The organism is Micromonospora sp. NPDC049114, assembly GCF_040648635.1.
Classification (GTDB): Bacteria; Actinomycetota; Actinomycetes; order Mycobacteriales; family Micromonosporaceae; genus Micromonospora.
Genome location: NZ_JBEZEA010000002.1, coordinates 576,946 through 600,675 on the forward strand (window position 1 = coordinate 576,946; position 23,730 = coordinate 600,675).

23 protein-coding genes are annotated in these 23,730 nt (G+C 70.5%); 17 read left to right on the forward strand and 6 right to left on the reverse strand.

Annotation, left to right across the window (positions count from 1 at the left end; genetic code table 11):
• Position 1 precedes the first annotated feature (1 nt).
• Together AB0B39_RS10235 and AB0B39_RS10240 are read left to right on the forward strand one after the other, a co-directional pair.
• Positions 2–232 (forward strand): hypothetical protein, encoded by a 231-nt coding sequence (locus AB0B39_RS10235; RefSeq protein WP_357574082.1) that lies wholly within the window; start codon positions 2–4, stop codon positions 230–232.
• A gap of 539 nt (positions 233–771) precedes the next feature.
• Complete coding sequence (locus tag AB0B39_RS10240) at positions 772–1,029, forward strand: hypothetical protein (RefSeq protein WP_357574083.1); 258 nt, start codon at positions 772–774, stop codon at positions 1,027–1,029.
• A 54-nt stretch (positions 1,030–1,083) separates the two neighbouring features.
• Here AB0B39_RS10240 and AB0B39_RS10245 read toward each other — a convergent pair whose 3' ends face one another.
• Together AB0B39_RS10245 and AB0B39_RS10250 are read right to left on the reverse strand one after the other, a co-directional pair.
• Positions 1,084–1,335 (reverse strand): hypothetical protein, encoded by a 252-nt coding sequence (locus AB0B39_RS10245; RefSeq protein WP_357574084.1) that lies wholly within the window; start codon positions 1,333–1,335, stop codon positions 1,084–1,086.
• A complete protein-coding gene (locus AB0B39_RS10250) occupies positions 1,335–1,631 on the reverse strand; it encodes a DivIVA domain-containing protein (protein ID WP_357574085.1) in 297 nt (98 codons plus the stop codon). The genes AB0B39_RS10245 and AB0B39_RS10250 overlap by 1 nt, the downstream gene beginning before the upstream one ends.
• A gap of 229 nt (positions 1,632–1,860) precedes the next feature.
• Here AB0B39_RS10250 and AB0B39_RS10255 point away from each other — a divergent pair, with 229 nt between their 5' ends.
• From AB0B39_RS10255 to AB0B39_RS10300, 10 genes are all read left to right on the forward strand, one after another.
• Positions 1,861–2,748, forward strand: a complete 888-nt coding sequence (locus AB0B39_RS10255; RefSeq protein ID WP_234582794.1) for a helix-turn-helix transcriptional regulator — start codon at positions 1,861–1,863, stop codon at positions 2,746–2,748.
• On the forward strand, positions 2,741–2,944 hold the full coding sequence (locus tag AB0B39_RS10260; RefSeq protein ID WP_357574086.1) for a DUF397 domain-containing protein: 204 nt from the start codon (positions 2,741–2,743) through the stop codon (positions 2,942–2,944). Before AB0B39_RS10255 ends, AB0B39_RS10260 begins: the two co-directional genes overlap by 8 nt.
• 41 nt (positions 2,945–2,985) lie before the next feature.
• Complete coding sequence (locus tag AB0B39_RS10265) at positions 2,986–3,321, forward strand: nucleotide pyrophosphohydrolase (protein ID WP_357574087.1); 336 nt, start codon at positions 2,986–2,988, stop codon at positions 3,319–3,321.
• Between the two features lie 212 nt (positions 3,322–3,533).
• Positions 3,534–5,369 (forward strand): DUF2075 domain-containing protein, encoded by a 1,836-nt coding sequence (locus AB0B39_RS10270; RefSeq protein ID WP_357574088.1) that lies wholly within the window; start codon positions 3,534–3,536, stop codon positions 5,367–5,369.
• Between the two features lie 301 nt (positions 5,370–5,670).
• Positions 5,671–6,147 carry a hypothetical protein gene (locus AB0B39_RS10275; protein ID WP_234582790.1) on the forward strand — a complete coding sequence of 159 codons (477 nt, stop codon included), beginning with the start codon at positions 5,671–5,673 and terminating at the stop codon, positions 6,145–6,147.
• A gap of 30 nt (positions 6,148–6,177) precedes the next feature.
• Positions 6,178–7,977, forward strand: coding sequence for a glycoside hydrolase family 15 protein (locus AB0B39_RS10280; RefSeq protein ID WP_357574089.1), 1,800 nt, complete (start codon positions 6,178–6,180; stop codon positions 7,975–7,977).
• A gap of 59 nt (positions 7,978–8,036) precedes the next feature.
• Positions 8,037–8,873, forward strand: coding sequence for an aldo/keto reductase (locus tag AB0B39_RS10285; RefSeq protein ID WP_357492512.1), 837 nt, complete (start codon positions 8,037–8,039; stop codon positions 8,871–8,873).
• Between the two features lie 41 nt (positions 8,874–8,914).
• Positions 8,915–9,583 (forward strand): response regulator transcription factor, encoded by a 669-nt coding sequence (locus tag AB0B39_RS10290; protein ID WP_357574090.1) that lies wholly within the window; start codon positions 8,915–8,917, stop codon positions 9,581–9,583.
• A 4-nt stretch (positions 9,584–9,587) separates the two neighbouring features.
• Positions 9,588–10,778, forward strand: coding sequence for a HAMP domain-containing sensor histidine kinase (locus AB0B39_RS10295; protein WP_357574091.1), 1,191 nt, complete (start codon positions 9,588–9,590; stop codon positions 10,776–10,778).
• Positions 10,779–10,890: 112 nt separating this feature from the next.
• On the forward strand, positions 10,891–11,382 hold the full coding sequence (locus tag AB0B39_RS10300) for a DUF2231 domain-containing protein (RefSeq protein ID WP_357574092.1): 492 nt from the start codon (positions 10,891–10,893) through the stop codon (positions 11,380–11,382).
• A 48-nt stretch (positions 11,383–11,430) separates the two neighbouring features.
• On the opposite strand, the gene AB0B39_RS10305 is transcribed toward AB0B39_RS10300, so the two are convergent.
• Positions 11,431–13,500 carry a phosphocholine-specific phospholipase C gene (locus AB0B39_RS10305; protein ID WP_357574093.1) on the reverse strand — a complete coding sequence of 690 codons (2,070 nt, stop codon included), beginning with the start codon at positions 13,498–13,500 and terminating at the stop codon, positions 11,431–11,433.
• Between the two features lie 117 nt (positions 13,501–13,617).
• On the opposite strand from AB0B39_RS10305, the gene AB0B39_RS10310 reads away from it, so the two are divergent.
• Together AB0B39_RS10310 and AB0B39_RS10315 are read left to right on the forward strand one after the other, a co-directional pair.
• Positions 13,618–14,634: an SEC-C metal-binding domain-containing protein gene (locus AB0B39_RS10310; protein WP_357574094.1), complete on the forward strand. Its 1,017-nt coding sequence runs from the start codon at positions 13,618–13,620 to the stop codon at positions 14,632–14,634.
• An 85-nt stretch (positions 14,635–14,719) separates the two neighbouring features.
• The gene (locus AB0B39_RS10315) at positions 14,720–15,205 is read left to right on the forward strand and encodes a DUF2231 domain-containing protein (protein WP_357574095.1); all 486 of its coding nucleotides are present in this window, start codon (positions 14,720–14,722) and stop codon (positions 15,203–15,205) included.
• A 51-nt stretch (positions 15,206–15,256) separates the two neighbouring features.
• On the opposite strand, the gene AB0B39_RS10320 is transcribed toward AB0B39_RS10315, so the two are convergent.
• A complete protein-coding gene (locus AB0B39_RS10320; protein WP_357574096.1) occupies positions 15,257–18,607 on the reverse strand; it encodes a S8 family peptidase in 3,351 nt (1,116 codons plus the stop codon).
• Between the two features lie 318 nt (positions 18,608–18,925).
• On the opposite strand from AB0B39_RS10320, the gene AB0B39_RS10325 reads away from it, so the two are divergent.
• The 3 genes from AB0B39_RS10325 (at position 18,926) to AB0B39_RS10335 (ending at position 22,541) form a co-directional block, all read left to right on the forward strand.
• Positions 18,926–20,809 carry a Xaa-Pro dipeptidyl-peptidase gene (locus AB0B39_RS10325; protein ID WP_357574097.1) on the forward strand — a complete coding sequence of 628 codons (1,884 nt, stop codon included), beginning with the start codon at positions 18,926–18,928 and terminating at the stop codon, positions 20,807–20,809.
• 233 nt (positions 20,810–21,042) lie between these two features.
• Positions 21,043–21,936, forward strand: a complete 894-nt coding sequence (locus AB0B39_RS10330; RefSeq protein ID WP_357492530.1) for a DUF1996 domain-containing protein — start codon at positions 21,043–21,045, stop codon at positions 21,934–21,936.
• 74 nt (positions 21,937–22,010) lie between these two features.
• Positions 22,011–22,541 (forward strand): DUF305 domain-containing protein, encoded by a 531-nt coding sequence (locus tag AB0B39_RS10335; protein WP_357574098.1) that lies wholly within the window; start codon positions 22,011–22,013, stop codon positions 22,539–22,541.
• 304 nt (positions 22,542–22,845) lie between these two features.
• On the opposite strand, the gene AB0B39_RS10340 is transcribed toward AB0B39_RS10335, so the two are convergent.
• Positions 22,846–23,025 carry a hypothetical protein gene (locus AB0B39_RS10340; RefSeq protein ID WP_357574099.1) on the reverse strand — a complete coding sequence of 60 codons (180 nt, stop codon included), beginning with the start codon at positions 23,023–23,025 and terminating at the stop codon, positions 22,846–22,848.
• Positions 23,026–23,079: 54 nt separating this feature from the next.
• A complete protein-coding gene (locus AB0B39_RS10345) occupies positions 23,080–23,694 on the reverse strand; it encodes a TetR/AcrR family transcriptional regulator (protein ID WP_357574100.1) in 615 nt (204 codons plus the stop codon).
• Between the last annotated feature and the right edge of the window lie 36 nt (positions 23,695–23,730).

Here is a 23,730-nt window from a genome sequence, read left to right on the forward strand (position 1 = left end):
CATGGGAATGATGGTGACCGCCCGACGCGTCGAGGCTGGTGCGGGCGAGGTGCGGTACGAGTTCGGTTTGGATGACAAGTTCGACCGCATTCTCACGATCGATCCAGCCACCCTCGACGCCCGCGTCGAAGATGGCGACTTCAACTCCGCTGCCGGTGCGATCACGGCAAAGATCGTGAAGGCCTGGCGGGCCAGCGGCGAGTTCCCGACAAGGATGTTGTTCGCAAGCTGAACCGGTTGGCGCACGCTGAGAGGACTCGGTCCCCCCTCGGCTAGGTAGAAACCCTCGGTTGCGGCGCTCGCCCGCATCCCGAGGGTACGTGCGAGGTTGAGCAAGACTTTGCTCCTTACGTCCGGTGGCGCTGGCGAGGTCGGTGCCGCCGGTGAGGATCCAGCCGACGCCCTTGCGGCCACGCCTACCCAAGTACCGCCTCAAGCGCCTCGCCGATCAGGAAGTCGATGGCGACGTTAACCAACTCCCGGGCCGTTCGCTGGGGTCACTCCCGATGCGGATTGCTTCTCGTCACAGGGATATCTCCTCTGCCTGATCGCTGACCGGTCTGAATTCCGGCCACGTTCTCGTGGCCGTCGCTCCAGTCGCGCCGGCTGCCCGTTCGTCGGAGGCCGCCCTGACGGATCATTGCGGGACGCCGCCCGTTGTCGGGGGTCGGGCCGCCCGCGCCCATGCCAGCCTTACTTTCACGAACTTCGATGCCCCGGTCGCGGCTCGACGCTGAACCGTGCACCGTGGAAGCGACGGAAGGAGACTCCATGCGCGGACGCAGATGGGCGATGCTGCTGGCGACGGTGACCCTCGCCCTGGGCGGGCTGATCGGGGCCAGCGCCACTCCGGCAACGGCGGACCCGCAGGGCGGCACGCTACGCGGCGTCTACTACGACGGCCAGTTCTGCAAAAGCTACGGCAGCGAGGGCGCTCAAGCTGGCCAGTGGAGCTGGTACTACTGCGAGTACCGCCAGTACGGCCCCACCGCACCCGGGCTCTACTTCCTCTGGACCTTCACCTCCTGATTTACGCACTCCCGGTCGCTGGCCTTTCGTCCGGCGTGGCCGGCTGCGCTTCCCTCACCGGCGCAAACGGCGGGAGCATTCGCCGTCGTGTCCGTCGCGCAGGAGGCAGCGCCGACCACCGGGCATCAGCAGGTCGCAGAAGACCCGGTGGCGCAGGAACTGCTGGTCCTCCTCGGAGACGGTGGTCTCCCCCGGGTCCGCCATCGGCAGCACCAGCATCCACCGACCGATGACCCGGGCCAGACGTTGCGCGGCAGGCAGGTCGTTAGCAACGACGGGCAGGTGGATGACGTACCGCTGGCTCATCAGGCCCGGCCCTGCTCGTTGCGGGCACCGGCGTGGTCGGCCTGCCGGCGACGCAGGCCGGCCTTGATCCGGGCCGTCTCGAGGCGGCTCTCGGCGAGAGCAGCGTAGACGGCGGCCATGTCGGCGGCGACCCGGTCGAGGAAGGCGTACACGTCGTCGGGGTTCAGTCCGCGACGTCCGAGCCCGACCGGCGCGAAGCGGCGCTCACGCACCTGCCACGGCAACAGACTGGTGTACGGGGCGGAGCAGTACGCCGTTGGACCGCTCGGCTCCGGTCGCTGGTTTCTGGCGTTCATGCCTGCCTGCCTTCCTCATGCGGAGGGGCGAGGGTGCGCTGGGAGGCACGGCGGCCGTTCGGGGACCGGACGGCCGCCGTGCTGTGACCAGCCTGCGACAGTCCGCAGTGGAAACGCAACGTTCTAAACCGCAATTTCGCCGTTGTGCATTGACTTTCTTTGCTGAAACCCGTAGGAGTTGCATGAGCACGTCACGCAGCGTTGCGTCATGGAACCAGGGAGTGTGCGGATGCCCGAAGACATCGGATCGACAGTGCCGCGTCGGCAGCTCGGCCGACTGCTGCGGCAGTTCCGCAACGAGGCCGGGGTGACCCTCGACGCCGCCGCCGAGGCCCTCGAATACAGCCGGCAGAAGATCTGGCGCCTCGAATGCGGCCAGGGCTCCGTCCGGGTGCTCGACGTCAAGGCGATGTGCGAGCTGTACGGGGTGTCGCCCGAGATGACCGAGGCGATGCGCGGGCTGGCCGTGGAGACAAAGTCGAAGGGCTGGTGGCACGCGTACGGGGACGCGGTGCCGAACTGGTTCGAGTTGTACGTCGGTCTGGAATCCGCCGCCGCCCACCTCCGCCGTTATGACGAGTCGCTCATCCCTGGGATCCTTCAGACGAAGGAGTACGCTCGCGCGCTCTATCGCCTTGGCGGGATGTTGAATGAGGAGGATCGCGAGCGGGCGGTACAGGTCCGACTTCAACGGCAGGCATTGCTCTTTCGGCGCTTGCCGGCAGCCCCCGGGGTTGAATCCGTGCTGTCTGAGGCGGTGCTTCGACGTGGCGTCGGCGGCTCGCCGGTCATGGCCGAGCAGCTCGCTCACCTCACCAAGCTGTGCGAGCTACCGAACGTCAGCGTCAGGGTGCTGCCCCTGGCAGCAGGCCCACAGCCTGGCGCGGTTGCGGGATCCTTCGTGATCCTCGACTTCCCGGCGACAAAGGGCGGTCGTACCGCGCCGGAACCGTCCGTGGTCTACAGCGAGTCGCTGACTGGTGCCCTGTACCTCGACAAGCCTGACGAGCTGGCCGCCTACGAGCGCGTCTGGCGAGGGCTGGATGCGCTGGCCCTCAGCGAGGCAGAATCGACTGACATGATCAAGCGGATCGCTGGGGAGATGCGGCATGACTGACCTGACCGGCGCCGTCTGGCGCAAGAGCACCCGCAGTGGCGACAACGGCGGCGACTGCGTCGAGGTCGCCACCAACATGCCCGGCCTGGTCGCCGTACGCGATTCCAAACATCTTGATGGGCCAGCTCTTCGCTTCGAGCACCGTGCCTGGCTCATGTTCACAGCCGCCGTGAAATCGGCCAGCCTCCCCGAGTAAGAGAACGCGGGCGGTACATGACATCTGCGATGCTCCCAGCCATGGATGACCTGACAGGCCGCGTACGGACGTTTGCCGAAGAGCGGGACTGGCAGCAGTTCCACACGCCCAAGAACCTGGCGATGGCTCTCGCCGGTGAGGTCGGTGAGCTGATCGCCGAATTCCAGTGGCTCACACCTGAGCAGGCCGAGGCCGTCATGTCCGACAGGACGGCCGGTGACCGGGTCAAGGCCGAGATCGGCGATGTGATGATCTATCTAACCCGGCTCGCTGATGTCCTCGGCATCGACCTGGTCGAGGCGGCATCGACCAAACTCGAGGACGTGGCCCGTCGCTACCCGGTCGACCAGGCTCGCGGGTCGGCCGCGAAGCGATAGCTGGCGGCAGCGTCAACATGGCGCTGAGTTGATCTCTCCGCTACAGTCCATCACGTAGGAGCGCGTCACGACGGGCTTCCGGCGGCTACCGGACACGCCCCCCATGCGCACGATCACTTCGTGCTGCCCGGGGGCAAGTGTTGTCAGCGTTCCGTACGTCCGCCGACGGTCTGCTGCGTCTGGTTGCCAGCAGCACACTCGCAGACCGGATCGTGGAGCAGATTGGCCGCAACGTGAGCCCGGCGGAACGCCGTGCCTGGTCGCGGAGCCTTGAGGTGCTGGGTCAGGATCTCGCCGACGCTGGGCTGGGCCGGGTCGAGATGCTCATCGAGTACCAGCTACCGCTGACCAGCAAGCGGGTCGACGTGGTGCTGGCTGGTGTGGACCCGAGGACGTCTGACGACTCGTACGTGGTTGTAGAGCTGAAGCAGTGGTCCTACGCCGAGTCCTACGAGGGCTCCGACACACTCGTGGCGATCGAGCACGCGAGTGGCCCGCGGCTGCACCCCGGCGTCCAGGTCGAGCAGTACTGCGAGTACCTGACGGACTTCCTCGGCATCCTCGCCGGGCATCACCACCCGGTGCGTGGGGTCGCCTACCTGCACAACGCGGTCGACCGCGACATCAGTGACCTGTTCGACCGGCCGGCGACCGAGCAGAGCCGGATCTTCACGAAACAGCGGCGTGGCCAGTTTCTCGACTACCTACGTAGCCACCTAGCCCCAGCATCAGGCGCAGGCGCCGCAGACCGTTTCCTGACCAGCTCTGTCCGGCCCAGCCGCCATCTACTCAGGTACGCCGCACAGGAGCTGAAGGACCGTTCGCACTTCACGCTGCTGGACCAGCAGCGTGTGGCGTACGAGTTGGTCCTACATGCCGTTGAGCGGGCGCGATCGGCGGATCGCAAGTCTGTCGTGGTCGTTTCGGGTGGACCGGGCAGCGGCAAGAGTGTGATCGCGCTGTCGGTGCTCGGTGAGTTGGCACGTCAGAACCGCTCCGTCATGCACGCGACCGGCTCGCGGTCGTTCACTCAGACATTGCGTCGGTACGCCGGCAAGGGGTCGACCCGGCTGAAGAATCTTTTTGGTTACTTCAACAGCTTCATGTCCGCCGAACGCAACGGGCTGGACGTCCTGATCTGCGACGAGGCCCACCGCATCCGGGAGACCTCAGTCAACCGGTTCACCCCGAAAGCCAAGCGGGAGAAGTCTCGTCGGCAGATTGACGAACTCATCGCCGCCGCTCGGGTGCCGGTTTTCTTACTCGACGAGCACCAAGTGGTGAAGCCGGGAGAGTTGGGCAATGTCGAGGTCATCTCGTCGTACGCGAGGCAGCTCGACCTTGAGGTTGAGGTCGTGTCGTTGCACAGCCAGTTCCGCTGCGGAGGCAGCGAAACGTACGAGCAATGGGTCGTCGACTTTCTCGGTCTCGACGGGGGTGAGCCGTCGGTCTGGACCGGCGACGGCAGGGTCGACCTGCGTCTCGCAGAGTCTCCGGAGGAGATGGAAGCCTTCCTCGCCAGCAGACAGGCGTCCGGCGTCAACGCCAGAATGTCCGCTGGGTACTGCTGGCCGTGGAGCGATCCGCGTCCGGACGACAGCCTGGTGCCGGATGTCCAGATCGGCGCTTGGTCGCGGCCATGGAACGTCAAGAGCGACCGCAGCGTCGGAGATGCACCAGGCAGCGCGTTCTGGGCCACGGATCCGAACGGTTTCGGCCAGGTGGGCTGCGTCTACACGGCGCAGGGCTTCGAGTACGACTGGTCGGGCGTCATCATCGGGCCGGACCTGGTTGCCAGGGACGGCTACTTGGTGACCCGACGCGAGGAGTCGAAGGATCCGGCGTTCCGCAGTCGCAAGACGGTCAGCGACGCCGAAGCGGATCTGCTGATCCGCAACACCTACAAGGTCCTGTTCACTCGCGGGATGAAGGGCACGATCATCTACTCGACCGATCGGGAGACACGGGAGTACCTCGCCTCGATGGTCAAGGCGACCCGGCCAGTCGAGACGGTGTACGAGACGGCCATCGAAGGCGACCTCGGCTGACGAACGGTTGAGAGCGGCTGCCCATCACGTGCGAAGAACACTCGCCACCCGGTCGCTGCGTGCTGACGTGGTGGAGATCCTGCTTGAGGTAGGGGCACGGCCCTGATTGGCTGCCCCGTCGCGCTGCAAACTCGTCGAAGGGACGTCTGCGGGAGCGGGTCAGGGCGACCCCTGCGGTGGCTTATGGTGAGAAACCGGGCACCCGGTGGGCGGGTGCCTGGTCCGGGCCGTGGGATTCACGCTGCTCAGCCGGAGGGTGGACCGATGACCGAGAACGCCCGCGACGTCGTCGACTGCTGAGATGGACTGGGCCGGATGGGCGTTGTTCGGGTTGGTGGCCACCGCGGCGCTCACCGCGGCGATGATCACGGCTCAACTGGCCGGCCTGACGCGGCTCGACCTTCCCCTGGTGCTCGGGACCTTCGTCACCGAGGATCCCGATCGGGCGCGCGTCGTCGGGTTCTTCCTGCACCTCTGCACCGGTCAGGGTTTCGCCCTCGGTTACGCGGCCGCGTTCGCGCTGCTGCACCGGGCGACCTGGTGGATCGGGGCGCTGTTCGGGATTGTGCACGTCGGGATCGCGCTGACGGTGATTCTGCCGCTGCTTCCCGGTGTCCACCCGCGGATGGCCTCGCAGCGAGCGGGGCCGGCCAGCACTGCGGTGTTGGAGCCGCCCGGTCTGTTCGCCGTCAACTACGGCATCCAGACTCCCGTGGTCACTGCTGTCGTCCACGTCGTCTACGGGGTCTTTCTCGGGCTGCTCCTGCAAGCCCGGTGACCCCACCCGAGTTGGCACGGGGCGATCTCCATGACCGATAGGCCGCCGATCGGCGACTACGGCCTGCTGGGTGACACGCGTACGACCGCCCTGGTCGCGAGTGACGGCGGCATGGACTGGCTCTGCGTGCCCCGCTTCGACGGCGATCCCCTGTTCGGCAGACTGGTCGGGGGCCCGGACGCGGGAACGTTCCGGGTCGGCCCGGTCGGACCGGCCACTGTCGTCGAGCGGCGTTACCGGCAGCACACCGCCACTCTGGAGACGACCTGGGCGGTGGGCGGCGGCCGGCTCCGCCTCACGGAGGCGATGGTGGCCGAGGTCAGCGGTCGTCTGCTGCCCACGACACTTGTCGTGCGACGACTGTCGGCCGAGCAGGCAGCGGTCGACGCGGTGGTGGAGTTCGATCCCCGCCTTGGCGCTCGGCGCCGCCGGCCCCGGGTCCACCACCGACGCCAGGGCCTCGTGTGTGAGTGGGGGGCGCTCGCGGTCGCGCTGGACAGCACGCCCAGGTTCCGGATCGAACCGGGTCGGCCCACCTCGATCACGGTCCGGCCCGGGCGGCCGGTCACCCTCGTGCTGGCTGTGGCGCACCGCGAACCGGTGATCCACGTCGAGCCACCTGTCGCCTGGGAACTGCTCGTCGCGGACGAGGCCCGGTGGCGATCCTGGACGGCGGAGATCGACGACCGGCTGCCGTTCCGCGAACACGTCGCACGAAGCCTGCTCACGTTGCGGCTGTTGACCTACTCGCCGTCGGGAGCGCCGGTGGCCGCGCCCACCACGTCACTGCCCGAGGACCCCGGTGGGGTACGCAACTGGGACTACCGCTACGTCTGGCCCCGTGACGCCAGCATCGGCGTGAGCGCCTTCCTCAGCGTCGGCAAGACCGACGAGGCCCAAGGTTTCCTCGCGTGGCTGTTGCACGCCAGCCGGTTGCAACGGCCACGCCTGCCGGCGCTGCTCACCCTGCACGGCCGGCACGTGCCGGCGGAACGGGAACTGGTGGGTTGGCCCGGCTACCTCGACAGCCGTCCGGTGCGGATCGGCAACGGCGCCGCCGGCCAACACCAGCTCGACGGCTACGGCTGGGTGATCGACGCCGCCTGGGCGTTCGCCCAGGCCGGGCACCGCCTCTATCCCGAGACGTGGCGGGCGGTGCGCGGTTTCGCCGACGTCGTCGCCGGTTGTTGGCAGGAGCCGGACGCCGGCATCTGGGAGGTACGCGAGCCCGCCCACCACGTCCATTCCAAGCTCATGGGCTGGCTCGCGCTGGACCGCGCCCTGGCCATCGCCGACCGGCACCGCCTGCCCGAGCGCCAACGTCGGCGCTGGCAGAAGGCCCGGGACGCCATCGCCGCCGAGGTCCGCACGCGCGGCTTCGACCCGACGGCCGGCAGCTACGTCCGCAGCTACGGGTCGCAGGACCTCGACGCGGCGCTGCTCGTCCTGCCGCTGCTCGGCCTGGACGGGACCGGGTCACCCCGGGTACGGGGCACCATCGACGCCATCCGGGGTCGGCTGTCCGCCGGCGGTCCGCTGCTCTACCGCTATCCGCCCGGCCGGGACGGCCTCCCCGGCACCGAGGGCGCGTTCCTGCCCTGCTCGTTCTGGCTCGTTCAGGGACTTGCCCGCACCGGGCGTCGCGGCGAGGCCGTCGAGCTGTTCCAGGCCGTTGTTGATTACGCCAGCCCACTCGGCCTCTATCCCGAGGAGGTGGACCCCGCGACGGGCGCCCACCTCGGCAACTACCCCCAGACGCTGACCCACGCCGCCCTCATCCAGGCCGCGCTCGCCATCCGAGACTCCCCCACTGGTGACAGGTCGGCCTGAGGGATCGTCCGGGCGGGAGGCACGGCCCACGGGCGGCTCGCGCGGGTAGGGTTTCGATCATGACGATTCCGCACCTGACGGCCGCCGACGGCACCACACTGCCGGCGATCGGGCTCGGCACGTACCGGCTGAACGGCTCGGCGGGTGTCGACGCGATCGGGCAGGCGATCCGGGCGGGCTACCGGTTGCTCGACTCGGCGGTGAACTACGAGAACGAGGGCGCGGTGGGTCGGGCCGCTCGGGCGGCGGGCGACGTACGCGGTGAACTGGTGGTCACCTCGAAGCTGCCGGGGCGGCACCACGGCTTCGACGAGGCGCTGACGACGATCGAGGAGAGTGTGTTCCGCACCGGCCTCGACCGGATCGACCTGTACCTGATCCACTGGCCGAACCCCAGTGTCGACAGGTACGTGCAGGCGTGGCGCGCGCTCATCGAGGCACGGGAGCGCGGGCTGGTGCGACACATCGGTCTGTCGAACTTCCTGCCCGAGCACATCGACCGGCTGGTGGCCGAGACCGGGGTCGCTCCGGTGGTCAACCAGATCGAGGTGCATCCGTACTTCCCGCAGCGGGAGGCGCTCGCCTACCACCGGGAGCACGGGATCCTCGTGCAGGGTTGGAGCCCGCTCGGCCACGGCAACGACCTGCAGCGGCATCCCGTCATCACCGAGATCGCGAACGCCCACGGCGTCAGCCCGGCGCAGACCATCCTCGCCTGGCACGTGGCCCGCCAGGTGATCCCGCTGCCCAAGGCCGCGTCGCCGCAGCGGCAGATCGAGAACCTGGACGTCTTCGACATCACGCTCAGCGACGCGCAGGTCGAGGCCATCACCGCGCTGGGCCGCCCGGACGGGCGGCTCGCGGACCAGGACCCGGCGGTGTACGAGGAGTTCTGAGCCTCCCAAGCGGGATCGTGGCCAGGGGGAATACTGGGCGGGTGGAGATTGACCGCCCGCGCCTGCTGCTGGTCGAGGACGACAACGCGCTGAGCGCGCTGCTCACCGACCTGCTCACCGAGGAGGGGTACGAGGTCGAGGTGGCCGGCGACGGGCAGAGCGGCCTGCACCGCGCCCTGGCCCGCGACTACGACGTGCTGGTGGTCGACCGAGGGCTGCCCGTGCTGGACGGGCTGGGGTTGGTCACCCGGTTGCGGGCGCGGGGTGTGACGTGCCCGGTGTTGCTGCTCACCGCCCGGGGCACCCTGGACGACCGGGTGCAAGGGCTCGACGCGGGCGCCGAGGACTACCTCGTCAAGCCCTTCGAGGTCCCTGAACTGCTGGCCAGACTGCGGGCACTGCGCCGTCGACACCAGGACGCGGCGGGCCGGTTGCCGCTGGGGCGGCGACGGTGGCTGGACGTGGGAAACCGACAGGTGCTTGACGACGACGAGGAGATTCCGCTCTCCGCCCGCGAGTTCGCCGTGCTGCGCGCCCTCGCCGGCCGGCCGACGAAGGTCTTCACGCGTGCCGAGCTGCTGAGCAGCGCGTTCGACCACGCCGACGCGCCGGGCAGCGTCGACGCCTGCGTGCACCACCTGCGTCGCAAACTGGGTCGGGGGGCGATCCGTACGGTGCACGGTCTCGGCTACCGGATCGGCGCGGTCTGACGGCGTGGACGAGGCCCGGCTGGTTCAGGCCCGACGGCGCAGTGTGGCGCAGACCGCCGGGGCGATCGGCGTGGTGCTGCTGCTGGTCGGTGCGCTGATGTTCGTCCTCACCAGTCGGCAGGAATCGCGGGCGCTGAACACCGAGCTGGCGCAGGTGCTCACGATGGCCGAGGACACCGACGACCCGCCGCCCGGCGAGTTCCTGGCCCAGCGGGCAGCCGGCTCCGGTGCCGTCGAGGTGACCGAGAGCGCCTCGCCGGAGCTGGCCCGCGTGCTCGGCGACGCGCTGGAACGGCAGCCGGGGCGATTCGACACGGACGCGGGAGACGACCAGCGGGTACGGGTGTTGGTCGCCGACCGAGCGGACGGCAGCCGCTGGGCCGTCGCCGCCGATCTCGCGCCGCTGCGCCAACGCCAGGGGCAACTCGGCATCGCGCTGCTGGTCGCCGAACTGGCCGGCCTGACGGGAGCGCTGGTGGCCGCGGCGCTGCTCGCCCGGCGGGCGGTCGCGCCCCTGGCCACCGCGCTGACTCTGCAACGCCGTTTCGTCGCGGACGCCTCGCACGAGTTACGCACCCCGCTCACCGTGTTGCACACCCGTGCGCAGGTGCTGGCCCGACGATCCCAGACGGGGCCGGCGGCGCGACTCACCGATCAGCTCGACCAGCTCGTGGCGGACACCCGGGCGCTCGGCGACGTGGTCGAGGACCTGCTGGTGTCCGCCGCTGCCGAGCATGAGCCGCCACCGGCAGCGGTCGTCGATCTGAGCGAGGTGGCCCGCGAGGTGGTCGCGAGCATGCGGGAGTACGCCCGGGAGCGGACGGTCGAGCTGCGCGTGGAGGCCTCCGGCGAAACCCCGGTCCGCGGAGCGCGCACGGCGCTGCGCCGAGCGACGACCGCACTGGTGGACAACGCGATCGGGCACGTGGCCGCTGGCGGGCACGTCACCGTGACCGTGCGACGGCACGCCGGTCAGGTGGCCGTCGAGGTCACCGACGACGGTGTGGGCCTCGACCCGGCCGAGGCGGACCGGCTCTTCGAGCGCTTCGCGCACGGCACGGCCGGGGCGGGCCGCCGGTTCGGGCTGGGCCTGGCGCTCGTGCAGCAGGTCGCGCACGCGCACCAGGGGTCGATCACGGTGGCCGGCGCTCCGGGTGGGGGTGCCACGTTCACGCTGCTGCTGCCGGCAGCCTGAGCGACCCATCGACGCCGTCGCTGGGTCGGATGACGTTCGACGCCGCAAGAACTTCGCAAGAAATCGGCAATATGGTGACGGGCAGTGACATCCCGAGCGCCGAGGAGACCCCGTGCCCGACACCGTCAACGGACTGCCGCTGCACCCACTCGTCGTGCACGCGGTGGTGGTCCTCCTGCCGCTGGCCGCGCTCGGTGTCGTCGCGCTGGCCGTCCGACCGTCGTGGCGGGGCCGCTACGGTGGGCTCGTCGTCCTGATCACCGCGCTGGCGACGGCCGCGATCCCGCTCGCCACCTCCAGCGGGGAGAGCCTGGAGCACCGGGTCGGCGACCCGGGCGAGCACGCCGAACTCGGTGACACGCTGCTCTGGTTCGCCATTCCCCTGCTGGTCGCCGCCGTCGCGCTCTTTTGGCTGCACCGCCGCGACACCCGGCCGGGCGACTCCCGCCGGACGCCGAGGGCGCTCGCGGTGGTGGTCGCGGTGCTGGCCGTGGTCGTGGCGGTCGCGAACCTGGTGCAGGTCTACCGGGTGGGTGACTCCGGGGCCAAGGCCGTGTGGGGCAACACCCCGGCCGCCTCCGCCGGGCACGGCGACGACGACTGAAACGCCGCGCCACCCGGGCCGGTAACGACCCGGGTGGCGCGGCGCCGGTCAGACGAGCCCGCCGAGGGCCGGGTCGCTGATGCTGTCCTTGCCGTTCTCGACGTGACCGGCGTACCGGCGCTCGAAGCCGGCGTCACCCGCGACGGTGAGCGCCAGGTCGTACCAGCCGTGGGTGCGGGTGAGCTCCCACGTCGCCCGCTCCGCCTGGCCGGGCCGCAGCGCCAGCGTCACCGGACGGGAGTGGTAGCCGTCCCGGACGGTCACCTCGACCCGCTTCGCGCCCCGGTTGCCCAGCGTGAGGACGATCTTGTGGTCGTGCTCGTCGTACGCGGCGGTGACGTCGAGCGGTGACCGGCCGCCGGTGAACCGGCGGTAGAAGCCGTTCGGCCCGTGCACCGACAGGTCGTAGGAGGACTCGATCGCCCAGGTGTCCGTGAGGCGCTTGCCCGGCTCGACGGTGTAGCTGCGCGGGGCCGCCGTGCTGCCCGCCTGGCGGACCTGGAAGACCGCGCCAGCGCCGCCGGTGTTGCGGAAGTCGATCCGGAACGCGCCGTCGGTGACCTGGCCGTCGGCGTGCAGGGTGTACGGGATCGGCCGTGCCGGGCGTACGCCGCGCTCCTGCTTCGGCAGCCGCCCCTTCGCCGGGGGCACCGGCACCTCGTCGGGGTGCCGGACCAGGTCGTCGGGCTTGAAGTCGTCCGTGTCCGGCAGCTTGACCTCGCGCGACCGGTTCGGGTGCCGGAAGTCGAAGGCCGTGGTCAGGTCACCGACGACGGCCCGCCGCCACGGGGTGATGTTCTTCTCGACCAGGTCGGGCCGGCCGTGCCCGAACCGCGTCTCCAGGAACTTGATGAGCGAGGTGTGGTCGAAGACCTGGGAGTTGACGTAGCCACCGCGGGTCCACGGCGACACGATGATCATCGGGACGCGGATGCCCAGGCCGTACGGGCCGGCCGGGTGGTCGGCGTCGCCGGGGAAGATCTCGTTGGTGGTGGGCACTGTCGACTGCCCGTGCTCGCGCGTCTGCGCAGGCGTCGGTGGCACCACGTGGTCGAAGAAGCCACCCTCCTCGTCGTACGTGATGAAGAGCGCCATCTTGCTCCACACCTCGGGGTTCGCGGCGAGGATGTCGATGACCTGCGAGATGTACCAGGAGCCGTACGCCGGCTCCCAGTTCGGGTGCTCGGTGTACGCCTCGGGCGCGGTGATCCAGGAGACCTGCGGCAGGCGTCCCGCCTCCACGTCGGCCCGGAAGTCGGCGAGCAGCGCCTCCGGGTCGCGGCCCTGGGTGCGGATCTCGGTGCCGGTCTTGGCCCGGTCCGCGAGGGGCGTTCCGGGCTGCGCGTTCTGGTACTTGTGGAAGTAGAGCAGCGAGTTGTCGCCGTAGTTGCCGATGTACGGGTCGTTCGTCCAGCCCCAGGATCCGGCGGCGTTGAGGCCGGTGCCGACGTCCTGGTAGATCTTCCAGGAGATGCCGTTGCGCTCCAGCCGCTCCGGGTACGTCGACCAGTCGTAGCCGGCCTCCGCGTTGGTGATGACCGGGCCGCCGCCCTTGCCGTCGTTGCCGACCCAGCCGCTCCACATGTGGTAGCGGTTCGGGTCAGTCGGGCCGATCAGGGAGCAGTGGTAGCTGTCGCAGACGGTGAAGGCGTCGGCGAGCGCGTAGTGGTAGGGCAGATCCTGGCGGGTGTGGTACGTCATCGCCGTGACGCCCTTGTTGGGCACCCACCCGTCGAACCGACCGTCGTTCCAGGCGGCGTGCCCGTCGTTCCAGCCGTGCGGCGGGTCCGGCAGGAAGGTCTGGCCGAGGTCCTTCACCTCGGGGCGAAAGGGCAGCAGCTCGTCGGCGCCGTTGGGCTGGTGCCACACGTCCTTGCCGGACGGCAGTGTCGCCGGATGGGGGTCGCCGAAGCCGCGTACGCCGCGCATGGTGCCGAAGTAGTGGTCGAAGGACCGGTTCTCCTGCATCAGGATGATCACGTGCTCGACGTCGTTGATCGAGCCGGTCCGGTTGTTCGCCGGGATGGCGAGCGCCTTGCTGAGGTCCAGCGGGAGCGCCGCACCGATCGCGGGAACACCCATTGCCTTGAGGAACGTACGGCGATCCACCGTGCCCATAACTCCGCCTTTGTGCGATCTGGTCGAGAAACTGGCGACCGGACGCTATCGAGGTCTGGTTGACGGCAGATGGCCATAATTCGGCCGGGCGGAAGCACGCCGACGTACCGTGAGGTCGTGCCGACGAGAGACGTACTCACCAAGGCTGACCTCGCCGAACTCCGCCGTTCGGTGCTCGGGACGGCCGACCCGCTCGGTGTCGCCGCCGACGTCGCCGAGGCGGCCCGGCAGGGCCGGCTGGAGGATCCGGACGACGCCGGGGACGCGCTGACCCTGGCCGCCGAGATCGCCCAGATCCGGGCCCGGCCCGATGCCGCGATGCGGTACGCGGACGAGGCGCTCGCGGCGTACCCGTCCGCCGACGATCCCCGGGCCGGCGTCGTCCGCGCGCTGCGGGCCCGGGTGATGTTCCAGGCCGGCGACCGCGACGACGAGGCGATGGCGGAGCTGACGGCGCTGCGGCCGCTGCTGCTCACGCAGCCCGACGCGCCCGCCTACGTCAGCGCGGCGCTGGACGCGGCAGGCCGCTCGGCGGTCGCCGAGACATGGCTGAGCGAGGCGGTCGACAGTCTGCTGGGTGAGCGGACCGGAGTGACGGCCGACCCGGAGGTCGGTCCGCCGGACGCGCCAGGTGTGCTCTTTTCCCTGCTGCAACAGCGCCACCGGGTACGCCGGAATCTCAACCTGACCCACGACCGGCAGGACGATCTGGCCGACCGCCTGGAGAACCAGCTCGTCCGCCGCGCGGCGGAGCGTCAGGGCGGTGATACCGATCTGCTCCTCTGGCCCCGGGAGGAGTTCGACAGTCTGCTCGCCGCGCACCCCGAGCTGACCGACGTGTACGGGCCGGACTGGGACGCGCACCGGGCCCGGCTGGAGAAGGAGCTGGTACGGCTGACGGGTGCCGGCCGGACCGGGCTGGGCGTGTTCAGGGCGACGGTGGCGGGCCTGCACGCGTTCGCCGGTCGACGCGACGGCGACCCGACCGACGCGGCGATCCGCGCCGGTTACGCGGCCGAGGTGTCGGCGCGACCCAGCTCGCGGGTGCCCTGGCCACCGGAGCGCAACGATCCGTGCTGGTGCGGCTCCGGCCTGAAGTACAAGAAGGACTGTCTCCCGCGGTCGCGGAGCTGACAGTTGGCTCTGGGCACGCCCAGTCGGTACCGATAGCCTCCAAGCCTGGATCATCGAGATCCGCTCTGGCCGGAGGAGTCGCCGAATGTTCGAAGAGTTCCTGGGCATCCCCGCTCACCCTCTCGTGCTGCACGCCGCTGTCGTGTTCGTGCCGCTGCTGGCCCTTCTGACAATCGCGTACGCGCTGGTCGCGCCGATCCGGCCGCACACGCGCTGGGTGCTGGGCCTGCTCGCCGTGGGCGCACCGGTCGCCGCCCTGCTGGCGAAGCTCACCGGCGACGCGTTCTTCGCGCGGATGCGCTCGGCGAACCGCGTCACGCCCGAGTTCGTGCCGAAGCTGGAGGCGCACCAGGATTTCGGCGACCTCACCCTCTACGCCGCGATCGGGCTGGGCGTCGTGGCGCTGGCGCTGGTCTGGTTCGTCGCGCCGCGCGGCGTGCAGGGCGCGCGCGGCGGTCGGGCGCTGACGCTTGTGTTGCAGGTGCTGTCGGTGGTGGCCGCCGGCATCGCCGTGTACTACGTGGTCCGTACCGGCGACTCCGGCGCGAAGGCGGTCTGGGAGGGCCAGTGACGAGCGCGGGCGCGGCCCGGCCGGAGCCGGACCGCACCCGCGCGGTGACCGTCAGCCGGCGTGGTACGCCCGGATGATGGTCTGGTCGATGCCACTACCGCCGTTGGCGGCGGCCTTGACCCGCAGCGAGACGGCCTGCCCGGGGGCGACCTTCGGCAGGTCGACGCGGTAGGTGTCGCCGCTGCCGGTGACCCGGGCGGCCTTCCAGGTGGCGCCGTCGTCGGTCGACGTCCAGACCTGCATCGACGTCACCTTCTGCGCCCGCACGCCGTGCGCCTGGCGGACGGTCAGCTCGGCCGTTCCGCCGACCGGGTGGTTGTCGTGGTCCATGGGCAGGGCGTAGTCGACAGCGAGCAGCGGCAGTGGCACGCTCTGCGTCCCGTCCGGCCCGGCGGACCGGAACGTCCACGAGGTGGTGGCCCTGGTCGAGATCGGCAGGATCAGGCTCGTGTCGACGTCGAGGGTCACCCGGTAGTCGGCCATCGCCTGCGGCACCGTGAAGTCGCCGAACGGGCCCTGCCGCTGCTCGACAAGCTTGCCGTCGCGGTACAGCGACAGCGTGCGCTTCACACCGATCGCCTCGCCCCGCAGGCAGTCGGCCCGCTGGTGCTGGTCGGTCAACGACACGAGGTCGAGGTGCAGGTTGCCCCGCGTCCGGGCCGGTGCGGTGGCGCAGCTGGAGTCGACGCCCGCCGGGTCGTCGTACCAGTCCGAGTGCAGCGGCTGCCGCGCCCAGACCTTGCTCTGTCGACTGCCCGGCTGGTAGCTGCGGGGCGCCTCCTGGGCCGCCAACCCGCCGTAGACACCCTCGTCGGCCCAGACGATCTCGGGTGTCAGGTAGTCGGTGCGCGTCGGCGGCAGCGGGCCCTCGTACGTCTGGGTCACCGGCACACCGTCGACTGTGGAGCCGAGTCGCACCAGCTGGGTGTACATCTCCGGTGAGTCGGTCTGGTGGAACCGCTCGTCGATGCGGGCCAGCCTGGCCTGCTCGGCCCTGGTCACCCGGTACGCCGGGTCGGCCGGTACGCCGCCCGCGTACTCGTGCACGAGGTTGTAGCGGTACGGCTCGGCCGTGCCGGCGGGCGAGTCCAGGTTGACTGCCGCCCAGGTCCGCCGCGACCCGATCGAGGGCTGCGGCAGCGCGGTGCTGCGGACCGTCGTCAGCTTGCCGAAGCCGCTGATCTGGTGCCACCAGGACAGGCCGTTCGCCGCGGTCTGGAGATTGGTGAAGTCGACCCGGGTGGGCGTGGTGGGAACCCCGTCGACAGTGGCCGTCACCGGTTTGGCCTCCGCCGGATCGAGGGTGACGGTCCGGGCGGCCCGTACGTCCAGGTCGGCGTCGGCGGTGAGGGTCGTCTCCAGCACGTCACTGTCGACGTAGTAGGCGACGGAGGCACCGAGCACCGAGTACCGGCCGGCCGGAACCCGCAGAGTGAAGGTCTCCCCGGGAGTGCCGGACCCGCCGCCGTAGTAGATCTGGGGGTCGGTGAGGTTGGCGACCATGAGGTTGATCCAGGTCTCCGCGCCGTCCCGCAGACCCGGCAGCGGCTTCGTGTTGATCGTCAGGTCGTAGCTGGGAGGCTCGACGTAGAAGCTCACCGGGGTTACCGCGACGACGGTGCGCCCGGTGCGGGCGGTGACGGTGGCCAGGTAGAAGCCCGGCCGGCTGGCCAACGCCGCGCGGTTGATCCGCAGTGTCGCTTCCGCCGTCGCTCCGCGCCTGGGCGTCACCCGGCTCGTCGACAGCGACGCCGCGCCGCGCGGCACCGGCTGGCCGTCGTGGTTGACGACCGACACGTCGAGGTCGAGGACCGTCGTGGCCGGGGTGGCGCCGCCGGTCCAGCTCAGCGTCGTGGTGCTGCTGCCGGACTGCGGGTACGCGAAGGTGCCGAGGTTGACCACCGGCTGGTCGCTGGTCGGGCCGCCGAGGGCCCGGGCCGCGTTGAGCCGGCCGGCCCCCACGGCGTACGCGTCGACGCCGCTGAGCGGGTCGGCGGCACCGACGAGCGCCGCCTTGAGCTTCGCGCCGGTCCAGTCGGGGTGACGCTGGGCGAGCAGCGCGGCGGCACCGGCGACGTGCGGCGTGGCCATCGAGGTGCCGCTGAGGCCCTCGTAGTACCTGTCGATCGGGTCCTGGAGGTTGGTGCCGGCGGCACGGGCGGCGACGATGTCGACGCCGGGCGCGACCAGCTCCGGCTTGGCCGCGTGGCTGTTCACCAGCGGTCCGCGGCTGGAGAAGTCGGCGAGCTTGTCGTCGCGGTCGACGGCGCCGACGGTGAGCGCGCTGGTGGCGGACCCGGGCGAGGAGATCTGCGCGCCGCTGTTGCCCGCCGCGATGACGAAGAGGACGCCGGTGGACGTGCTGAGCCGGTCCACGGCCAGCGAGAGCGGGTCGCTGCCGTCGTCGGCCTCGCTGCCGCCGAGGCTCATGTTGACGACGTCGGCCCGGGTGGAGGCCCACTCCATGGCGGCGATGATGCCGGAGTCGGCGCCGGAGCCGTGGTCGTCGAGGACCTTGCCGATCACCAGCCCGGCGTCCGGCGCCACACCGCGACGCTGACCGTGGGCGGCCGCGCCGGTGCCGGCGATTGTCGACGCGACGTGCGTACCGTGGCCGTTGTGGTCGACCGCGTCACCGCCCTCGGCGGTGAAGTCGGCCCGTTCGACGACCCGGCCGGCGAGGTCGGGGTGGGTGAAGTCGGCGCCGGTGTCGAGGACCGCGACCCGGACGCCCTTGCCGGTGTAGCCGGCCTTCCACGCCTGCGGCGCGTCGATCTGGTCGAGGTTGCGGTCCAGACCGGCGGGCTTCGCGCCGCCGGTCAGCGCGGTGGCGCGGACCTTGCGGTCGAGCCAGACCTTCTTCGCGCCGGCGAGCAGCGAGTTGGTCGCGAGCTTCGCGGAGGCCGGGCTCTTCTTGGGTACGTGGCCGGCCACCGCGCCGATGCTGGGCAGGGAGCGCACGTCGCCGAGTGCGGCCACCCGCGCCGAGGCGGTGGCGGGCTGCACGATGACGGGCAGCGTGGAGGTGCTCTCGTCGTCGTACCCGTCGGCGATCAGCGCGGTGACGTCGAAGAGGTCGGGGTCGAGGGTCGAGCCGATCTGGGACTCGACGCGGGCGGGAAGGACGTGCAGGTGGCCGTCCGGGCCGCAGGTCTGGCGGAGCACGGTGTTCGCGTCGACGGGCCGTACCGTGGCCTGCGGGCACCCCGAGCCGGTGCTTCGGACGGTCACCACGTCCCCGGTGAGCAGGGTGACGGTGTGGGTCTTCGAGTCGGCGGAGGCGCCGGGTGTGCCCGGCAGGACTCCTGCGCCGGGACCGGCTGTGGCGGTGCCGCCGGGCACGGCGGTCAGCGCCGTGGCCGTGACGGCGACGGCCAGCAGCCAGCGTGTTCTTCTGAGCATTTCGCTCCCTGTCTCATGTGGACAAATGCGCCTCTTGGGCGACTTTTGCAAGATCATATGTCTCGGTACGCGATCTTCGGCAGCCTGCGACGAGCACTTTTTCTTCCCACCGGGCAAGGGTTTCCGCCGTGTGTCGGCACCGTGCCCGGTTCGATGTCGGTTCGATTGCGACCGCCTCCCCGGCCCGGAAAACGGCCGGCGGTGACCACCCGAGGGGATCGACGCGACGCCCACCCGCACCTAGCATGGCGACGAATGGATCTTCGCGATTGGTCCGTGCCGAGACCCGGCAGCCAGCCCGACCGAAGGGAGACGCGCATGCGTCGACCCCGCCATCTCGCACTTCTCAGCGTCGGCGTGTCCGGCGCCCTGGTGCTGAGCGCAGCCCCCACCGCGACGGCCGCGCCGCCCGCGCCTGCCACGCCCACCGGCATCGTGGTGGCCGACGGCATGACCCAACCGGTGTTCTCGCTCGCGGACGCCATCGAGGAGCGGGTGTACGTCCAGACCCCGGTGGACACCGACCACGACGGCCGCCCCGACCGGGTGGCGATCGACATCTCCCGCCCCCGGGAGACCGCCACCCAGGGCTTCAAGGTGCCGGTCATCTTCGAGCACAGCCCGTACCGCAAGGACACCTGGGGTGACGTGCCGTACCCGAGCGTGCTGGTCGACGACCTGCCGCAGAACGGGGTGACCGACCGCTCCGGGCGGCGGGCGCTCGACATGGGCATCCAGCGGGCCGAGGCGAAGGCCAACCTGCCCGGCTCACTGGACGACTACTACGTGCCCCGCGGATACGCGGTGGTGCTCGGCCAGAGTGTCGGCACCGGCGACTCGGACGGCTGCCCAACCAGCGGCGACCAGGCCGAGACGCTCGGCACCAAGGCGGTCATCGACTGGCTCAACGGGCGGGCCAGGGCGTACGACGTGAACGGCGCCCCGGTCACCGCCGGCTGGACCACCGGCGCGGTCGGCATGACCGGCGTCTCCTACAACGGGACGCTGCCCAACCAGGTGGCCACCACCGGGGTCAAGGGCCTCAAGACCATCGTGCCGGTCTCCGCAATCAGCAGCTGGTACGACTACTACCGGGCCAACGGCCTGGTAGTCGCGCCCGGGACGTTCCAGGGCGAGGACCTGGACATCCTGGCCCAGTACACGGCCGGGCAGGCGCGCGCCGAGGGGCAGTGCGCCGACGAACTCGCGACGATCACGAAGGAGCAGGACCGGGTCACCGGCGACTACTCGACGTTCTGGAAGGACCGCGACTACCTGGACGCCCGCGACGTGAAGGCGAGCGTCTTCGTCGTGCACGGCCTCAACGACTGGAACGTCAAGACCGAGCACTTCGCCGGCTGGTGGGACGAGCTCGCGAAGCGCGACGTGCCGCGCAAGATCTGGCTGCACCAGGGTGGGCACGGCGGTCCGGGCAGCAACGCCTCGGTGACCCTGCCGGACGGCCACACCTGGACCTACAAGCAGACCGAGAACCGCTGGTTCGACTTCTGGCTGTGGAACGTGCGCAACGGCATCATGGACGAGCCGACCGCGGTGCTCCAGCGCGAGGACCGGGCCTACACCACGTACGCCAACTGGCCCGACCCCGCAGCGCGTGCGGTCGGGCTGCGGTTCGCGGCGACCGACGCCACCGCGCCGGGCGCTCTGACCACTGGCAAGCCGCCGAAGGCCAAGATCGAGCAGAGCTTCGTCGACGAGGGCCGGACCATCCACCCGGACACCCTGGTGGCCGATCCGGACACGGCCAGCCCCAACCGGCTCGCGTACCGCTCCCCCGAGCTGACCCAGAGCGTGCGCATCTCGGGCCGACCGGAGATGCGGCTGCGGATGGCCATCGACAACAAGCCCGACGCGAACCTGACCGCGTACCTGGTGGACTACGGCCCGGCCGGGTCGAGCGCCGCGCCGACCGTGGTGACCCGGGGTTGGATGGACCCGCAGAACCGCAAGAGCGCCGCGCGCACCGAGCCGGTCAAGCAGGGCAAGCTGTACGACTACCGGTGGACGATGGAGCCGAAGGACTACATCTTCCCGGCGGGGCACCGGATCGGCGTGGTCGTCTTCTCCAGCGACCAGGAGTACACGTTGCTGCCGTTGGGTGGCACCGAGCTGCGGGTCGCTCCGAACGACAGCGAGGTGCGGCTGCCCGTGGTCGGCGGGCGGGGCGTCCTCGGTTTCTGACGTCCTCGTCTCACGAAAGGGGCGGTCCGACACGTCGGGCCGCCCCTTCTGGCGTTTTCCACCAACCGCGTACGTATTGACAACCGTCGACGCGGAGCACAGTCTGATGTGGTGAGAGCGCTCTCTCGCCCCGGTTCCCGGGCCACCATCCCCTTTCGGCCAGGACACCCTCCGACGTCTTTCGGCGGCGGCGTCGGAGCTGTCCCTGACCCGTCCCCGACAGGAGTCACGAGATGGACAGGGCCGCACCCCTCTCCCACGTCCCCCGCCGGCTACGCCTCGCCACGGCGATCGGCGCCCTGCTGACGCTCCTCGGCACGTACCTGGCCTGGACCACCGACCGGGCCGACGCCGCCCCGGTCGCCAACGTCATCCGGGTCGCCGAATTCCCCGCCGACTGCGCGTACAGCCACCGGCTGCCCGACGACCCGATCGTCTTTCCCGGGCTGCCCGGGGCCTCACACATGCACAGCTTCTTCGGCAGCACGGTGACGAACGGCAACACCACGCTTCCCGACCTGGTGAAATCCACCAGCACCTGCAACCCGGCGGTGGACGTCTCGTCCTACTGGGTGCCGACCCTCTACCGCGACAACGTCGCGGTGGAACCGGCCATCGCCACCTTCTACTACCTCGGTGAAGGTGTCCGCGCCGACGTCGTCGCCAACACCCAACCGATCCCGCAGGGCCTGCGACTCGTCGCGGGCAACGCGAAGGCCACCGGGCCGAACGACAGCATCGCCCGCTGGTCCTGCCTGCACGCCGGGCAGGTGCCGCCGTCGAAGGACTTCGTCACCTGCCCCGCCGGCACGATGCTGGAGTCGTACCTGGACTTCCCGCAGTGCTGGAACGGTCGGGACCTGGACTCGCCGGACCACAAGAGCCACCTGGCGTACCCGGTGAACCAGGCCTGCCCGAGCACCCACCCGGTGCACGTGCCGAAGTTGCGGCAGGTGCTGCGGTACCCGGTCAACGGCGACCCGTCGCACTTCCGGCTGGCCTCCGGGCCGGGCTACACCATGCACGGCGACTTCTTCAACGCCTGGCCGACAGCCGAGATGGCCCGCCGGGTCCAGGACTGCATCCGGCCGGTCATCAAGTGCGGGCACGACGGCCGACCGATCTGAGCCGACACCGTCGCACCCGAGGGGGGCGGGTCCGGTCACGCCGGGCCCGCCCGCCGCGGGCGGAAGGAGGCCGTATGCGCGCCCGCGCCGCGCTGCTCACGACGGCGGTGCTCCTCGCCGGCTGCGCCGGCGGGACACCCGCGGACAGCGCCGGGCCACCCACTGTCGCGCCGGCCGCGTCCACACCGTCGAGCGTCGGATCGGCGGGCTCCTTCAGCCCCACCGACATCGCCTGGCTGCAACTGACCGCCGCGATGACGGACCGGCTGCTACCGGTGCTGGACCTGGTGCCGACCCGGACCACCGACCCCGCCTGGCGACGGCTGGCCGCCGACGTGCGAGCCAGCAACCGATCCGACCTGACCCGGTCCCGCCAACTGCTGCGCGAGGCGGGAGCGCCGACGACCAACCCGCACGAGGGCCACGACATGCCGGGCATGATCACCACGGACGAGCTGACCGCGCTGCGGTCGGCCACCGGGACGACGTTCCACCGCCTGCTCGCCGCGCACCTGCGCGCGTACCTCACGCAGACCGTCCGGGTCGCCACCGCCGAGCTGAAAACGGCGTCCACCCGGCCACCACCACACTGGCCACCACGGTGATCCGATCGAACACCACCCACCAGCAGAACCTGAACACTCTCGCCCCCACCCCGCCCCGGTGATCAAGAGGTTCGCGTCATCCCAGCGGCGTGTCGTGACGCGAACCTCTTGATCACCGGTGGATCGGTGGGCGTGCGGTGCGGGTGAGCTGCTCGTCTGCCCAGAGCTGGCGTTCGGCGCACCTCGGGGCGGTGACGACGGACGAGGTGATCGATGCCAGCCCTGGTGGCAGCGATGACCGCGATGAGGATTGCCAGTGGTAGCGGCTGACCGGCGACATGCGGCCTCCGCGACAGCCGGAGGTTCAGCTTCCGCCCATGCTCGACGAACTGTTGTCCGACGAGTTGCCCCGGCGTGAGGTGTAGCGACCCGCGAGTCGTCCCGCGCGTGCGCGACGGCCCAGCACCCCGATGATCGTCAGCAGGAGCGCCGCACCGAGCACGATTCCGCCGCCCAGCAGCGCCGCCATCGTTCCCATCGACATCCTCGACCTCCACACTCAGCAGACCGGCAGACGGGCGATCGTCCCACCCTCCCGTCAGGCGCGGGAAGGGCTGTCGCCGCCGGCCCGCAGGGAGTCGATGGTGAGGTCGAGGGCGGCCTCCAGGTGGTCGATCCTGCCGGTGGAGAGCAGCAGCAGGACGCCGCCCTGGATACCGGCCAGCAACGCCGCCGACGCGCGGTCGGCGTCCACGTCCGGGGCGATGTCACCTGTCGACTGCATGTGCCGGATGCCCATGGCGATCGCCTCCTGCCACCGCCACATGAGCCCGGTCACGATGGCCTGCGCGCCCGGCGCCCGTCGGCCGGTCTGGCCGAGCAGGCCGTTGAGCGGGCACTTCACGCCCTGCGCGAGGTAGCGCTCGATGAGCCGGTCGCGCCACGCCTGCCAGGCCGGCCAGGACGTCAGGTTGCTGAGCATCGGCTCCTGGTCGGTGAGCACCTGGTCGGCCTCGTGCTGGGCGACCGCGAGCAGCAACTCCTCCTTGCCGTCCGGGAAGTAGTGAAAGAGCTGGCCCTTGCTGGTGCCGGTGTGGGCCATCACGTCTTCGAGGCGTACCTCGTCGACGCCGCGCTCGCGGATCTCGGCTGCGGCGCCGGCGACGATCCGCGCCCGGGTCGCCGCACCCTTGCGGGTCAACGCGCGTGTCATGGCCCCCACCGTAGCGCGGTTTTGGACTTGCAGGTC